15 protein-coding genes are annotated in these 13967 nt (G+C 51.2%); 6 read left to right on the top strand and 9 right to left on the bottom strand.

What is annotated here, in order from left to right; genetic code table 11:
• The first annotated feature begins 20 nt into the window (after positions 1–20).
• Both ACLJRE_RS21320 and ACLJRE_RS21325 read left to right on the top strand, forming a co-directional pair.
• Positions 21–1136 carry a DNA-binding protein gene (locus tag ACLJRE_RS21320; RefSeq protein ID WP_410957563.1) on the top strand — a complete coding sequence of 372 codons (1116 nt, stop codon included), beginning with the start codon at positions 21–23 and terminating at the stop codon, positions 1134–1136.
• A complete protein-coding gene (locus ACLJRE_RS21325) occupies positions 1129–1989 on the top strand; it encodes an exonuclease domain-containing protein (RefSeq protein ID WP_410957564.1) in 861 nt (286 codons plus the stop codon). The genes ACLJRE_RS21320 and ACLJRE_RS21325 overlap by 8 nt, the downstream gene beginning before the upstream one ends.
• Positions 1990–2037: 48 nt before the next feature.
• Here the strand turns inward: ACLJRE_RS21325 and ACLJRE_RS21330 are convergent, their stop codons facing one another.
• The 5 genes from ACLJRE_RS21330 to vapB form a co-directional block, all read right to left on the bottom strand.
• Positions 2038–2541: a hypothetical protein gene (locus ACLJRE_RS21330; RefSeq protein ID WP_410957565.1), complete on the bottom strand. Its 504-nt coding sequence runs from the start codon at positions 2539–2541 to the stop codon at positions 2038–2040.
• 22 nt (positions 2542–2563) lie between these two features.
• Positions 2564–2896 carry an EmrE family multidrug efflux SMR transporter gene (locus ACLJRE_RS21335; protein WP_410957566.1) on the bottom strand — a complete coding sequence of 111 codons (333 nt, stop codon included), beginning with the start codon at positions 2894–2896 and terminating at the stop codon, positions 2564–2566.
• A gap of 196 nt (positions 2897–3092) precedes the next feature.
• Positions 3093–4253: an IS30-like element ISCfr4 family transposase gene (locus tag ACLJRE_RS21340; RefSeq protein ID WP_410957567.1), complete on the bottom strand. Its 1161-nt coding sequence runs from the start codon at positions 4251–4253 to the stop codon at positions 3093–3095.
• Positions 4254–4347: 94 nt separating this feature from the next.
• Entirely contained in the window at positions 4348–4776 is a 429-nt protein-coding gene (locus ACLJRE_RS21345; protein WP_410957568.1) for a type II toxin-antitoxin system VapC family toxin, read from the bottom strand.
• A complete protein-coding gene (gene vapB / locus ACLJRE_RS21350) occupies positions 4773–5003 on the bottom strand; it encodes a type II toxin-antitoxin system VapB family antitoxin (RefSeq protein WP_058671934.1) in 231 nt (76 codons plus the stop codon). Before vapB ends, ACLJRE_RS21345 begins: the two co-directional genes overlap by 4 nt.
• Positions 5004–5986: 983 nt before the next feature.
• On the opposite strand from vapB, the gene ACLJRE_RS21355 reads away from it, so the two are divergent.
• The 3 genes from ACLJRE_RS21355 to ACLJRE_RS21365 are packed head-to-tail and all read left to right on the top strand — an operon-like array spanning position 5987 to position 7702.
• On the top strand, positions 5987–6373 hold the full coding sequence (locus tag ACLJRE_RS21355) for a hypothetical protein (protein ID WP_410957569.1): 387 nt from the start codon (positions 5987–5989) through the stop codon (positions 6371–6373).
• An 11-nt stretch (positions 6374–6384) separates the two neighbouring features.
• On the top strand, positions 6385–6918 hold the full coding sequence (locus ACLJRE_RS21360; RefSeq protein ID WP_410957570.1) for a hypothetical protein: 534 nt from the start codon (positions 6385–6387) through the stop codon (positions 6916–6918).
• A 4-nt stretch (positions 6919–6922) separates the two neighbouring features.
• Positions 6923–7702: a site-specific integrase gene (locus ACLJRE_RS21365; protein WP_410957571.1), complete on the top strand. Its 780-nt coding sequence runs from the start codon at positions 6923–6925 to the stop codon at positions 7700–7702.
• 154 nt (positions 7703–7856) lie between these two features.
• Here the strand turns inward: ACLJRE_RS21365 and ACLJRE_RS21370 are convergent, their stop codons facing one another.
• Genes ACLJRE_RS21370 through ACLJRE_RS21385 form a run of 4 tightly spaced genes read right to left on the bottom strand, consistent with a single transcriptional unit; the run spans position 7857 to position 12480 of the window.
• Positions 7857–9407 carry a GntP family permease gene (locus tag ACLJRE_RS21370; protein ID WP_410957572.1) on the bottom strand — a complete coding sequence of 517 codons (1551 nt, stop codon included), beginning with the start codon at positions 9405–9407 and terminating at the stop codon, positions 7857–7859.
• Between the two features lie 37 nt (positions 9408–9444).
• The gene (gene pdxA, locus ACLJRE_RS21375; protein ID WP_410957573.1) at positions 9445–10443 is read right to left on the bottom strand and encodes a 4-hydroxythreonine-4-phosphate dehydrogenase PdxA; all 999 of its coding nucleotides are present in this window, start codon (positions 10441–10443) and stop codon (positions 9445–9447) included.
• Positions 10444–10465: 22 nt separating this feature from the next.
• Positions 10466–11767 carry a four-carbon acid sugar kinase family protein gene (locus ACLJRE_RS21380; RefSeq protein WP_410957574.1) on the bottom strand — a complete coding sequence of 434 codons (1302 nt, stop codon included), beginning with the start codon at positions 11765–11767 and terminating at the stop codon, positions 10466–10468.
• A 32-nt stretch (positions 11768–11799) separates the two neighbouring features.
• Positions 11800–12480 carry a DeoR/GlpR family DNA-binding transcription regulator gene (locus ACLJRE_RS21385; protein ID WP_410957575.1) on the bottom strand — a complete coding sequence of 227 codons (681 nt, stop codon included), beginning with the start codon at positions 12478–12480 and terminating at the stop codon, positions 11800–11802.
• Positions 12481–12658: 178 nt separating this feature from the next.
• Between ACLJRE_RS21385 and ACLJRE_RS21390 the strand changes: the two genes are divergently transcribed.
• Entirely contained in the window at positions 12659–13657 is a 999-nt protein-coding gene (locus ACLJRE_RS21390; RefSeq protein WP_410957576.1) for an SIS domain-containing protein, read from the top strand.
• Positions 13658–13967 lie beyond the last annotated feature (310 nt).

Consider the following 13967-nt stretch of genomic DNA (forward strand, 5'->3'; position numbering starts at 1 on the left):
CATTTTGCGGAGAGCGAGAGATGCGACCGGCGACATATGAACCAGAACAGATTATTGAGGCAGGACTTGCCCTGCAGGCCGAAGGCCGGAATATCACCGGGTTTGCGCTACGTAGCCGCATAGGTGGGGGCAATCCGGGGCGTCTGCGCCAGATATGGGACGAGCATCTGGCGTCACAGAGCACGGTCGTGTCAGAGCCGGTCGCCGAGCTGCCCGTGGAAGTGGCTGAAGAGGTGAAGGCCGTATCAGCCGCCCTGGCCGAACGCATCAGCCAGCTGGCCACCGAGCTGAATGACAAGGCCGTCCGGGCTGCAGAACGTCGTGTTGCGGAAGTCACGCGCGCCGCCGGCGAACAGACTTCCCAGGCAGAACGGGAGCTGGCCGATGCCGCGCAGACGGTCGACGACCTGGAAGAAAGACTGGATGAGCTGCAGGACGGCTATGACCGGCTGACGCAGGCTCTCGATTCAGAGCGCACACAGCGTCAGCAGCAGGACGTGGAGATGGCCCAGCTGAAAGAGCGTCTTGCAGCCGCTGAAGAGAATGCCCGTCAGCGCGAGGAGCGTCATCAGGAGCAGAAAACCGCCCTGCAGAATGCGCTTAATGCGGAACAGGCGCAGCACAAATCCACGCGGGAGGATCTGCAGAACCGCCTGGAACAGGCCTCTGCACAGGTTCTTGCGCGTACCGAAGAACTGAAGTCTGAACGCGACAAGGTCAGTACCTTACTGTCACGGCTGGACGTTCAGGAGAAGGCGCTGGACACCGAGCGTCAGCAGCATCAGTCGACCCGCACATCCCTGCAACAACGTCTGGAGCAGGCTGTTGCACAGGCGAATGATCTGACCGGGGAGCTTGCGCTGGAGCGTGGCCGGGTCAGCACGCTCACATCCAGACTGGAACAACAGGAGCAGTCATTTATGGAACGGCAGCAACGGGCGGATCAGGATATTGCCAGCCTGACAGAACGCTGTGCCCTGCTGGAACAGCAGCGTGATGACATCCGGCTGGAGATGACGGGCGAGAAAGAGAAAACAGCAGCCCTGCGTGGCGAAGCAGAAGCCCTGCAGCGTCAGAACCAGTCCCTGATGACAGCCCTGGCCGGGAACAAAAAGGCCGGAGGTCGGGATGCGTGACGATGAAGATTCAGAGATCCGGCCGGATGCACCCGCGCCGGAGGACAAATGTTACACCAGAGGCAGACTCAGGGATGAGTTCAGGATGAAGCCCGCTCCGGGAGCGGAACCGGTCAGAATGTATAAAAACCCTTACGGCGGAAAATACGGCGTCTGGCGACTGTCGGACTGCATCCCGATGCGGGAGAAACGTCCGCAGACGGAAAAACAACAGCTGGCCAGCAGCCGTCTGGGCCTGCAGGCTAAGATGAAAAGTGAGCGTGGCAGGAGCGCCATGCTGGCACACACCTGGCTCAGTCAGGACCCGCTTTTCCTCGATACCGAAACCACCGGGCTGGGTAATGCCGCCCAGGCGCTCGAAATTGGACTGGTGAACGCCCGGGGTGACACAATTTTCCACTCCCGCCTGAAACCGACAGTCAGTATAGAGCCGGGTGCGGCTGCCGTACACGGCATCAGTGAGGCGGAGCTTGCTGATGCGCCGTCCTGGCCTGATATTGCGGCGCAGCTGCGGCAGCACATCGGGTCCCGACCGCTGGTCATATTTAATATGGATTTTGATATGCGCATTCTGAAGCAGACGGCGGCTGCGCATAGTGATCAGGCTGACTGGCTGAATGCGCTGAATGTGTACTGTGCCATGCGACTCTCAGCGCGGTATTACGGCGCCACCAACCGTTACGGAACGATATCGCTGGCCAGTGCTGCCAGCCAGGCGGGTCTGAGCTGGAATGGCCAGGCTCATTCTGCCCTTGCAGACGCGGTTATGACGGCGGGAGTAGTCTGCGACGTTGCTGAATACTGGCGGCAGCTGCAACGCGAGTGCTGTGATCCCAACAGCGTGTCCGACTGAACAGGATGTCATCCGGACACTTTTTTGAATCACGTCACACCCTGAAAATTAATCCTTCGGAAAGCTGGCCAGCAGCGCGTCCACAAGGGCCGGAGGAACATTCAGCCCGGCCCTTGTGAAGGTGTCCGCCGTCATCTGGTTAAACGCAGGCTCGACTGCACGAAGCCGCGGGATCGCATCCGGCTCCAGAGCCAGCAGTTCCCGGACGCGGGCCGCTGCATCGATGTACTTCTGAGTGGATGTATAAGCTTGTTTGTCGGTGTTACCACACCAGTATTCAATCATGTCTTCCGAGAACGCGGTGGTCAGTCCCTCTTCAATCACCGGTGCCCCGCCGCCCACAACCGGAGCCAGCATGTGGGCACATTCGTGGGCCAGTTGATACACAGTGCGCTGCCTGTCAGAAAAGGTCTCCGTACTCAGGCTGATGGCAATATGTTTTCGGGGTGGGCTGTCATGACTTCCCGGGAACCAGATGTGCGGACCACCCTCCCTGAACTCAAAACCCACATATGTCCAGCTGCGATCACGGCTGCCATAGCGTTTCTCCATTTCCTTGATGAATTTATGAGATTTAATGAGGTGAGGATTTTGAAAAAATATTAATAACCAAAACTCCAGCGCATATCAGGAACATGCCCGCAATCGCCGGGAAATCAAGCTTTTGTCCACTTACTAGCCAGCCGACAAGGCTGATTAATACGATGCCAGCACCTGACCAAATGGCGTATGCAATACCTGTAGGGATGTTCGACAGCGTCTGGGCGAGAAGATAGAAAGCGGCGCAGTAGCAAACAATGGCGGCTATGGATGGCCATAGACGTGTAAACCCTTCAGAGTATTTCATCAGAGTTGTTCCGATAACTTCAGCTACGATGGCCCCACCAAGCAAAATATATGAATTCACAACCTGACCCTCTATAAAAATCCAAACATCCATTATATCACATAGGGTTAGGAGCGCCGGGGGGCGATTAACATTAACTGTTTAGGGGGGACAAACATACTGATTATTCACTATTAGCAATAGCTAGGTTTCATGAAAGAAGCTCTGCTAATTCATTGGATGTTAAATACGACAACGTCCGCTTCTGGCTGTGAGTTCAACTGATGGATGCAACACACTTATTAAACCGTTCTGCGGGTGATTCATAGTCTAGCGTTTTTCTCGGCCTTTCGTTGAGCTGTCTGGCAACACTGTTAAGTCTTTGCTGGCTGTGAACCGATAAGTCAGTTCCTTTTGGAAAATATTGTCTGAGCAATCTGTTCGTATTTTCATTTGAGCCACGTTGCCAGGGAGATTGAGGATCACAAAAATAAATCTGAATGTCTGTCGCTATAGTAAATCGTGTGTGGCTGGTCATTTCAGCGCCACGATCCCAGGTTAATGTTTTATAAAGCTCAGCAGGTAATTCCCGGGCTTGTCTGATGAGTGCAGATATAACCGTTATGGTCTTGTTGTCTCTGATCTTCGCCAGCATAACAAAACGGGAATGACGTTCTACGAGGGTGATGATATAGGAGTTTTTCGAGCCCTGAATCAAGTCACCTTCCCAGTGACCTGGAATGGCTCTGTCAGCCGCCTCTGGTGGCCTTTCACTGATAGGTATCGTGTTCGGGATTGACCCTAATCCTTTCCCTTTAAGCGATGACGTCCTGGATCTACGCACTGCTCTTCCGCTTCTGAGGCATTGCTGCAGCTCTTTTTTTAATGCTCCCCGGGTTTGTATAAAAAGCGTTTTATAAATCGTTTCGTGTGACACATGCATTTCCTGATTATCCGGATAACAGCGTTTCAGCCAACCGGCGATCTGTTCCGGCGACCAGTCCTGATGCATCTTCTCTGCAATGATTTTACACAATGCGGGGCTTTCAATTAGCTTGCAAGGTTTTGGTCTCAGCGCATTTTCCCACGCAGTAGAATCGGCTTTTGCTGCACGGTATTGTTTTGCACCACCGTGCCTCCTGACCTCGCGGCTAATCGTTGAGGGCGCTCTTGATAATTTGGCGGCAATGTCCCTGATACTGAGTTTTGCTACCAGCCCTCTGGATATCTCCTCTCTTTCATCAAGCGAAAGCGCTAATCGGTGCCGTTTTCGCACGGGAGGACGGTAGCCGCCTGTCTGGTGGATAGTGGGCATAATGGAAGAATGATATCTGTCGAACATTCTGGCGATATCATGTAGAGAATCACCTTGCTTATATCTGTCCCAGATAATTGCCTTCTGCTCTGGCGTGTAGTTAATCCGAGTTTTTCGTTTCATGGCAACGTCCCCCCTTGATTAAGGATAGCGTTGCATCGACCCGTTGAACTCACAGCACAAAGCGGACGGTCAGTATTCTGAGCGTACTCATTCTTTATTTGATCCAGTCTTCCAGTACCAGGCCCGGCACCCGCTCAAACTCTCTTGTATTATTCGTCACCAGCACCGCGCCGGCGGCAATGGCATGTCCGGCAATCATCGTGTCGTTTGGGCCGATCGGCGTCCCGGCGAGGCGCAGCGCCACCTTAATCTCCGTGGTGGCCTCCACCGCGGCGCGGTCCCAGGGCAGAATGGCATCGAGCCTGGCGCAGAAGGCCTCAACCAGCGGGAGGTGACGCGGTGAGGCCTTCGGACCGGTGGCGCCGAAGCACATCTCGGCGTAGGTGATGGCCGAGACCACAATACGGTGGCCACGCAGCACCGTCTGCTCGAGGCGCTTCAGTACGACTTCCGGCTGCTCCCGCATAATAAAGGAGCAGATATTCGTGTCGAGCATATACGTCTTCGTCCGGGTCGGTTTCATAGTTCAAAACGTCCTTCGTCACTGACCACGTCCTCACGCTCTGCCATAAAGTCCGCATCGGCTTTTTCGAGCTGCGCGAACGAGCCCCAGGTCGGCCGGACGGGACGCAGGATGATGCTGTCCCCTTCGCGGACGATCTCCAGTTCGCTGACCCCCTCAAAATCCAGATCGCGGGGCAGACGGATGGCGCGGTTGTTACCATTTTTAAATATCGATACGGTTCTCATGTATTCCTCCTGGCCGAATGGTCGTTATGTATATGCTCAGTATATGCAGATGCAAAGTATATGTATAGTCGCAACATATGCAGATGTGAAGGATATGCGTATGCCTGACCTATGCAGATGCCCGGCATATGGATATGCTTAACATATCCTTACTTCCTTCATTTTCTTCATAAGATCCGAAAAAAGGTAGAAACGGATCTTCTTTCTTGCTTCCGGCGCGCTGCGGCACTGGAACACAACATGTGCCACTCCTTCAGCTGCAATTTCTTCTATATGTTGTGTTTTTTCGCTACCGCGTGACCCGGTGCTCAGGGCCGGAAAACAGCGGTATGATTATTTCGTCACCATGGTACACTTCCGGAAAGTCGTGAATAGACAGAAAATCGGATCACAGGAAAACCGCGCTCCGGTAATTTACTGCCGTGTCTGTATGCCTGCTAATTATCACATCTGCGATGTTGTATACGCGGTATTAAATCAGGCGTTATCATCACCGTTGTTATGGTTGTGAGAAAATTCCTAAGCTGTGCGGGAAAATTCTGAATGCGTCCGTGACTGTCATGCTGCGTGATAATCCCGGCATCAATTAACGCAGAAATGTCCGGGTGCAGATGGCATCCTGCGGAAAGGACACCTGCGACAAAATATTCTGCGGGGAAGTGTGATTACTCTGAGTGACTGTTTCATTTGATATCAGGGCGCATGGGGTTACAGAGCGTCCGCCAGTTGAGGAAAAAATTTTAGCGGCCAGAAAATCCAGATGTAACTTTCAATAAGATCGGGGCCTTAATGTAAACATGACCAAGGAGGTCACCGATCAATGCAACAATTATATAAAGTGCTTCAGATGTTTCAGAAGGCATCCACACTGGACAAAGTGCTGATGCTGATATTTCTCCTGCTGGTACTGGCAGTGTTAAAACTTTGAGGTTCACAGACACAGAGTACGTACGGGATTTCTCCACATTAAAGGAACACCGGGAATGGAAAAGTTTGAGTTTGAAATGGGGACGTTTGTCACCGACACGGAAGAGCAGGATTTCAGTCTCGACCGGCAGACACTGAACGAACTGGCTGCCATGCGTCCACTTTACCCCGAACTGGCCCACTGGACCCGCTTTGCGTTCTTTGTGGCCTGGGGGGCGTACTCGCAGGACATTTACGCCATCAGCTGGGTGGACTGGCTGACCCGGAAGCGGGATGAAGGTTTTCTGGCCTACTGCTATGCCTGTCAGCGCTGGCCTGCGTTTGATTTTGGCGGGACAGGGCTGTACGACGACGACATTCAGGAACTGGCCGCGCAGCATCCCTGGAACTGCTTTCCGCTGCCGCCTGCGCCCGGCTGGTTACCCGCCGCATATAAGCTATAACGAGGAACGACATGACTGTGTCAACATGGGATGGAATGGCTCTTGCCGATATTCCTGCGGAGTGTTTTGACGAACCTTTTGAAACGTGGACGGGTAAACTGCCGGCCCTGGTACTTGCATCGACCCGTACAGTACCGGTCAGTCTCCATGTCCAGTGGCGGCTGGCCTCCGCATCCTGTGGCGGACACCGGGAGGATATCTTCCCTGCTGCCGTGCTGCAGCTGGATATCTGTCAGGAAATGGCGGACGTGGTCAGAGGGATCGCCGATGCTGCTTTTACTGATGAGTATCTGGGGTATTTTGAGTCTCTGCCTGAAGCAGAACGCCGGTCCATACTGTCTGATTATTCCCGGTATCTGGGAGCGGCAGGTCTCACATGCAGTGAAGACAATCTGTCGCTGTTCAGTCAGAACTTATATCCTCTGGACGCCACCTCCGCGAACCTGCACAGGCTGTCTTCTTCTGCCAGTGAGGCAGAGATCGAAAGTTGCCGCGACGGCCTGGTGATGTTTATTATCGGCCCTTCAGATTTCCCGGAGTGTTAAGCCAATGAGTCAACTGATGCCGGTCCCTCAAATCAACGTTCCTGCTGCACAGCTACCTGTGCCCATTGACTACCCGGCTGCGCTGGCTTTGCGTCAGATGGCAATCATCCAGGACGAACTGCCGAAGTATCTGCTGGCGCCGGAAGTGAGCGCCCTGCTCCATTATGTCCCCGATCTGCACCGCAAAATGCTGCTGGCCACGCTGTGGAATACCGGCGCGCGAATTAATGAGGCTCTGGCCCTGACGCGGGCTGATTTTTCGCTGGCACCGCCCTACCCGTTTGTACAGCTGGCCACCCTGAAACAGAGAGCGGAAAAGGCGGCCAGAACAGCCGGGAGAGCACCGGCCGGCAGTCAGGCCCATCGTCTCGTGCCGCTGTCAGATAAACAGTACGTCAGCCAGCTGGAGATGATGGTGGCCACGCTGAAAATTCCCCTCGAACGCAGGAATAAACGTACTGGCAGAACAGAGAAAGCGCGCATCTGGGAAATTACCGACCGGACCGTCCGGACCTGGCTGAATGAAGCGGTTGAATCTGCAGCGGCCGACGGCGTGACATTCTCGGTACCGGTGACCCCGCACACGTTCCGCCACAGCTATGCGATGCATATGCTGTACAACGGTATTCCGCTGAAGGTGTTGCAGAGCCTGATGGGACATAAGTCGGTCAGCTCGACGGAGGTGTACACGAAGGTGTTTGCGCTTGATGTGGCAGCACGACACAGGGTGCAGTTTCAGATGCCGGAGTCTGATGCGGTTGCCATGTTGAAAGGCAATGTCTGAGCTTATGGCCCGACATCCGGGGGATATTATTAAAAACAGACACCCCGTAAGGTGTCTGTGATGTTCTGTGCTGGCTGCATTACTTCAGTACAAATACAGGGATATTCATTCCGCAGCAGGAATGTGGTGTTGATCCGTAATCTTCTCTTTCGGTTCAGAAAAAAACTGCATTTATAATCAACAATGTGAGTGAACCTGATGCCCACAAAATCGTTGATGTAATGCTCCAGACTTTGATTTGTTCCTGTACTTCGGTAACGCCCAGTGAGCGGTTTACCACCCAGAAGTAGGCATCATTAAAGTAGGAGAACATAAAAGAGCCAATCGTACAGCCAAGTCCGGCAATGATCGGATCGACGCCCAGTGTCCCAATCATCGGGGCGGTTATGCTGGCTGCGGTAATCATTGCCACAGCACCGGACCCCTGGATAAGGCGGATAAGCGTGGACAGGAGTAAAGGCAGCAGTACACCGGGAACGCCAATTTTAACGATATAAGCTGCAATCATATTGGCGGCACCAGAATCCCTGAGAACCATACCCAGAGCACCACCACCTCCAATCAGCAGTAAAATGATACCCGCTGACCGGATTGCATTGTCCATACTGTGGGTCACTTCTTCTCGCGCGTAATGACTTCCGAGGCCAATAATCGCAATCAGAAGTCCACATCCCACGGCAACGACCGGGTGTCCGATGGTGATGAACATTCGTGCTACTGTCCCCTGCCAGTGACCCGCCCAGGTATCTGTGATGCCGCTTTCCCGGAAGAATGTCGCCAGCAGGATCAAAATAATCGGCACAAACAAAGGCGCGAAGGAAATCAGTGTGCCAGGAAGCTGTTCATCTTCCTGTGGGTTTACCACGGGAACAGCCTGCCGTTCACGGGTAAAGCCCTCGCCATCTTCAGTAGGCACGATAAAGATGCGTTTTCCCAGCCAGGTGGTATAGATAAATCCGCACAGCGTGACAGGAATGGCAACCAGCATGCTCCAGAGCATGAATGTTCCAATGGGCATATCAAACTGCGAGGCCACGCCAAAGGGCCCCACAGCAGGAGGGATCATGCTGTGGCTGATAACAAGGCCGGCTGCCAGTGTTGCTCCCAGCCCGACAATTGACTTTCCACTTGAACGTGAAAGCGACTTAACCAGTGGCGTCAGTACCACAAACGCGGAATCGCAGAATACGGCCATTGAAACAATAAGACCAATCAGGACAAGCGCAAGCTCTTCACGCTCTTTGCCCAGCACCCGGATAAAGGTCTGCGCCATCTTTCTGGATGCTCCACTGAGCTGAAGCAAAGCCCCCATCATCACACCAAACCCGATAACGATGCCGATATTACCCAGCGTTCCGCCAAATCCTTTTGTAATCGACTGGATCATTAAGTCACTTTTCATCCCTCCTAATGACCCCGTAATAATGGCGGCGATAATAAGTGCGGGAAAGGTGGATATCCGGGTTTTTAGTATCATAAAAAGCAGGGCGGCAATGGCAATCAGCAGGCCCCCAATAACATGCGAACTTTCCAGTTCACTGCTCCCGTGGCTTCCTATATAAAAAATCACCAGACCAATAATCAGTATTACAATGCCTTTTAACGCGGGGCTGAATGAATATCTTCCCGTTACTTTAGTATTTTCAGACATAATAATTTTATCCTTCTTAAATACAGCGAGATCTGTATTTAATGATGCTGTCATGGGCACTCCCGCTGTAAAGCGGGAGTTATTTTGCCGGTTACGGCTTGCTGAAGCAGGGAGCGTAAAGCGCAGCCAGCCGGACAGCTTCAATCATGCTGACAGGGTCAGCGACCCCTTTCCCTGCAATATCATTGGCAGTACCGTGATCGACGGACGTGCGCAGGATGGGCATGCCATTGGTGATAGATATTGTGCGATGAAAATCCACCATCTTGGTCGCAATATGTCCCTGATCGTGATAGGGGGAGAGAACGGCATCATATTTTCCCTGAAGCGCGAAATGGAAGACGCTGTCGGCCGGTTTGGGACCTGTAATTGAAACCCCGCGGGCCTTCGCCATTTCAGTGCCGGGCAGGAGAATATCATCATCCTCTGTGCCAAATAGACCGTGTTCTCCGCCGTGAGGATTAATCGCAGCAATGGTCATACGGGGTTCTTTCAACCCCAGCTTCTGTAATGCCTGGGTACACCGGACAGCATAATCACAGACCTTTTCTGGTGTCAGACTTTGAATGGCATTGACCAGCGACATATGCCGAGTCAGAAAAAAGACGCGAAGGTCACGAACCTGGAACATCGTTAAAGGATCCGGGGTGTTGGTCAGTTGACCGAAAATTTCCGTGTGGCCGATGAATTTAACATTACCGGCCTTCAGGGATTCTTTATTGATGGGGGTCGTGGCCACGGCATCAACCTCGCCCGACATGGCCATTCTGACGACTTCTTCAATGCAGTCATATGCAGCTTTTCCACACTGCCCCTGAATTTCTCCCTGCCGGAATGTACTGAAATCAATATCACCCCGTTCAATCAGATTCATAACGCCGGGCTGGTCATTGAATTCCCCTGCCCGGGTTATCGGGTTTATTTTCAGGTGAACACCTGAAAATTCACATGCAATTTCCAGCACGCGTTTATTTCCAACCACAATCATTTTTGCATATTTGAATGCTTCTTCTGATGCAATGGTTTTAACGGTGATTTCCGGGCCGATGCCAGCCGCATCCCCCATTGGAATAGCGATCAACGGTTTCATTAATTAATCCTTCTGGTTGTAATTACATTACTGCAGTTTCTTTTTTCTGTGTTGATACTTTTGCTGAAAGATAATCGATACAATGGACGAGAGTATTATCATCCCCGACAAATCCACCCTTTGTGATTATCGGAATTTCACGACATGACCCTCCGGTAAGGTTTCCATAAACAGTTAATGGTTCAACTTCATCTTTTAAAATAACGCCATTTCCCTGGAGTCTTTTTGTAATGGCGACCACCACGTCACCACCGCTGCTGTACAGGGCGCTGACAGGAGAACTTTCTCTTTCCAGTACCTGGGCCGTTATTTCAGCCAGGCCTTTATTTATCAGGCAGGTTACCTCATTTTCATCAATTGCATATTTTGCGGAAAGCGTTTTAAGGCAACAGATGTGTTCAGGAAGCTCCACAGTATCAATGCCCACCACATCGTATTGATCTGTTTTACCGGTCAGCTGTTCCACCAGTGCAGATGCCGTCTCCGGATGAAAAGCATAATCAATCAGTGTCTCTGCGGGTAACGTCTCGATATAAACCTGTCGTTCATACCGTAATTTTCGTATTTGCCGCTGGGTCAGTTCAGATACGCTGCCGATAGCGACAAAAATTTTATTCGTTCGTTTTCTGCCGCTTGAGTAACGCAGATATGCCAGGTGTGCCGTGAAGACTCCCGGGTCCACGCAAAAGAACGGGACTTTGGCTTTCAGAACGGCCATAGCAATCTGATGGATGTCTTCTTCTGTCGTGGCATCTATCACCACAATTCTGACGTTTTTGTGATAGAGCGTCTTCAGTTCCCGGGCCAGGATACTGGCTCCCCCCAGGACTGAGCTGAGCGATAAATATCCCAGGTTTTTATTGGTTTGTTTGCGAAAAAGCTCCACAACGGACGATTCGGTCATTGGATTTTTTGGGTCATTCCGCATCGCGGTATTCTGCAGAGGGACACCATCAACCAGGAGAGAGCCGCCGACGCAAATTCGGCCGCTGGAAGGATAAACGGGGACAACAATCGCCATCAGTTGCGGAAAACGGTCAATAACCGCGTCCACTTCTGCTCCCAGATTCCCCCGGAGTGTGGAATCGATACGTTTACTGATTGTCGTGTCTTCAGGATTAATCAGTTCCAGATATCGCGATACACGCGTATAAGCTTCCTGATAAGATACTGACCGTGAGTCAGTGGAAAAAGACACGACATCATAATCTTCAGCATATTCAGGATTATCGAGGCAGGTTAATGTCGTAAATCCCTGGGTACTTAATAATGCTGCGGTGGCATTTGCTCCTGTTAAATCATCAGCAATAATGGCTACTTTCATTTTTTATACTCCTGGGGACAGGGTGATATTGCTCAGTCATCATCGGTTATTACTTCACTAAAAAATTCAAGATCGGCGACTTTATATTTGCAGAAAACATTTTTCTTACTGTGGTCGACCAGTAATACAGATTTAGTGGCCCGGTTTGCTGCCATCCATTTACAGTCTGCCTTTACCTGGCTTGTCGTCATGGCACCGTTTTCTTTGCTGAAACCATCGGCCCCAATGAAGGCAATATCGAAATAATGTTCAGAGAGAAAACGCAGTGTTTCACTGCTGTAGGCCGATAAACTTTCCCGCGCAATTTCTCCCGGGCAGAGAATAACCCGGATAAGATCGTTTTCATTCAGCAGGCCGGCTGTACTTATATCGTTTGTCAGTACGGTCAGGGGCATATCAATCAGACCGGACAATTGTTTTACCGTCGTACCACCATCCATGAATACAGTCTGCTGGGGACGTAATAATTTGTATGCCTTGAGCACCACCGCTTTTTTATAATCCGTATTCTCACGGGATTTATTACTGTATTCCGGGCTGTTCTCGATGAAATTCTTAACGATTTGCCCGCCAAAAATAACCTTCACCAGACCATTATTTTGTAGTTCCTCCACATCCCTGCGGATAGTCATGTGTGACACCGAAAAATAATCTGCAAGATAACTGATGGTGACATTGTCATCTTTGCTGACCATCTCAATGATACGGTTCACTCTGTCGTTCTTGCTGTACCTTGCCATTAATCGCCACTCTCTACAGGTCAGCCTCACCATGACGTAAGGCTAAATTAAGTTTTAATAATTAAATGTGAACGGATTCACATATTCACATCATAATCACACTTTAACATTGAGATTCACATGAGCAGTTTGATTACTCAGAGAGGGTATTATGCCATCAGTACTACACGATGCCTCTGCAGGCATTATCACACAGGCACGAAATATACTGGCCAGCGAAGCACAGAGCCTCCTGGATGCCATTCCGACAGTGGGAGAACCGTTTGCAAGAGCCATTCGTTTACTGGTCGATACCAGGGGGCGTGTGATTGTGACGGGCATGGGAAAACCCGGGTATATTGCGCATAAAATATCTGCCACTCTCGCCAGTACAGGTACTCCTTCTTTTTATCTCCATCCGGCAGAAGCTGCGCACGGGGACCTGGGAATGGTGACATCATCTGATGTCATTCTGGCCCTGTCCAACAGTGGGGAAACACCAGAAATACTGGCGATGCTGCCTGTTCTGAAAAGGATAGGACTCCCGGTTATTGCGCTTTGTGGTAATGAGAATTCCACTCTCGCTCAACACAGCGATGTGTTTCTCAGTTCTGCCGTCAAACAGGAAAGTTGCCCCTTAAATCTGGCACCCACAAACAGCACGACTCTGTCGCTTTCTCTGGGGGATGCCATTGCGGTTGTTCTGATGAACATCCGTAAGTTCAAAAGGGAGGATTTTGCATTTTTCCATCCTGGCGGTGCACTGGGTAAACGACTCCTGACAACAGTCCGGGATATCATGAAATCCGGAGAAAACTGTTGTGCCGTGGATCAGTCAACATCAATTCTGGATACCCTTTTCGCCATGACATCATGTAAGACAGGCGCGGCTTCGGTGATGAATGCACAGTGTGAGCTCACTGGCATAGTTACCGACGGTGATATCAGACGGTACGTGATGTACAACAATCTGTTCCTTGATAACCCGGTGACTGAAGTCATGACGACATCACCTGCCTGGGTTTATGAAGATGAACTGGTGGAAGTGGCTGTCAGGAAGATGGAGCAAAATAGCCCTTCTCCGGTCTCGGTGCTTCCCGTACTGAACAGGGACAGGAAGGTGACCGGGATAGTCAACCTAACTGATATGCTGAAAAGTGGCTTTCTGTAATTGCAGGTCTGACGTTTCTGTCAGACCCAATCTCCTGCGAGGTTGATTTTCGGTGGCACAGAAGAGGCAGGACTGTGCTACCACCAATAATGTCAGTCATTCTCAGACTAGGCTGAGGGACGTAATGAAGATAAAAAAAGAATGCAGCAATATTGCAGCTAGATTGCTGCATTCTTCTAAGGGCGCTTAATTTTTTATACGATCAGTCTGTATGGAATAAGCACGGATTAATGAGGCGCAGGTTCTGATGAGGGCTGATTTTTCGATGGTGCCGCCCTGCTCTTTTGTACAGTGGTCCACCCTGAACATC

It is taken from the genome of Salmonella sp. SAL04157 (assembly GCF_046551635.1).
GTDB lineage: Bacteria > Pseudomonadota > Gammaproteobacteria > Enterobacterales > Enterobacteriaceae > Salmonella > Salmonella enterica.

Excerpts from the sequence above, each read along its gene's own strand:
- ACLJRE_RS21370 (WP_410957572.1), bottom strand. The coding sequence starts at position 9,407 with ATGACAGCATCATTAAATACAGATCTCGCTGTATTTAAGAAGGATAAA.
- ACLJRE_RS21340 (WP_410957567.1), bottom strand. The coding sequence starts at position 4,253 with ATGAAACGAAAAACTCGGATTAACTACACGCCAGAGCAGAAGGCAATT.
- ACLJRE_RS21355 (WP_410957569.1), top strand. The coding sequence starts at position 5,987 with ATGGAAAAGTTTGAGTTTGAAATGGGGACGTTTGTCACCGACACGGAA.
- ACLJRE_RS21390 (WP_410957576.1), top strand. The coding sequence starts at position 12,659 with ATGCCATCAGTACTACACGATGCCTCTGCAGGCATTATCACACAGGCA.
- ACLJRE_RS21380 (WP_410957574.1), bottom strand. The coding sequence starts at position 11,767 with ATGAAAGTAGCCATTATTGCTGATGATTTAACAGGAGCAAATGCCACC.
- ACLJRE_RS21365 (WP_410957571.1), top strand. The coding sequence starts at position 6,923 with ATGAGTCAACTGATGCCGGTCCCTCAAATCAACGTTCCTGCTGCACAG.
- pdxA (WP_410957573.1), bottom strand. The coding sequence starts at position 10,443 with ATGAAACCGTTGATCGCTATTCCAATGGGGGATGCGGCTGGCATCGGC.
- vapB (WP_058671934.1), bottom strand. The coding sequence starts at position 5,003 with ATGAGAACCGTATCGATATTTAAAAATGGTAACAACCGCGCCATCCGT.
- ACLJRE_RS21330 (WP_410957565.1), bottom strand. The coding sequence starts at position 2,541 with ATGGAGAAACGCTATGGCAGCCGTGATCGCAGCTGGACATATGTGGGT.
- ACLJRE_RS21360 (WP_410957570.1), top strand. The coding sequence starts at position 6,385 with ATGACTGTGTCAACATGGGATGGAATGGCTCTTGCCGATATTCCTGCG.
- ACLJRE_RS21325 (WP_410957564.1), top strand. The coding sequence starts at position 1,129 with ATGCGTGACGATGAAGATTCAGAGATCCGGCCGGATGCACCCGCGCCG.
- ACLJRE_RS21320 (WP_410957563.1), top strand. The coding sequence starts at position 21 with ATGCGACCGGCGACATATGAACCAGAACAGATTATTGAGGCAGGACTT.
- ACLJRE_RS21345 (WP_410957568.1), bottom strand. The coding sequence starts at position 4,776 with ATGAAACCGACCCGGACGAAGACGTATATGCTCGACACGAATATCTGC.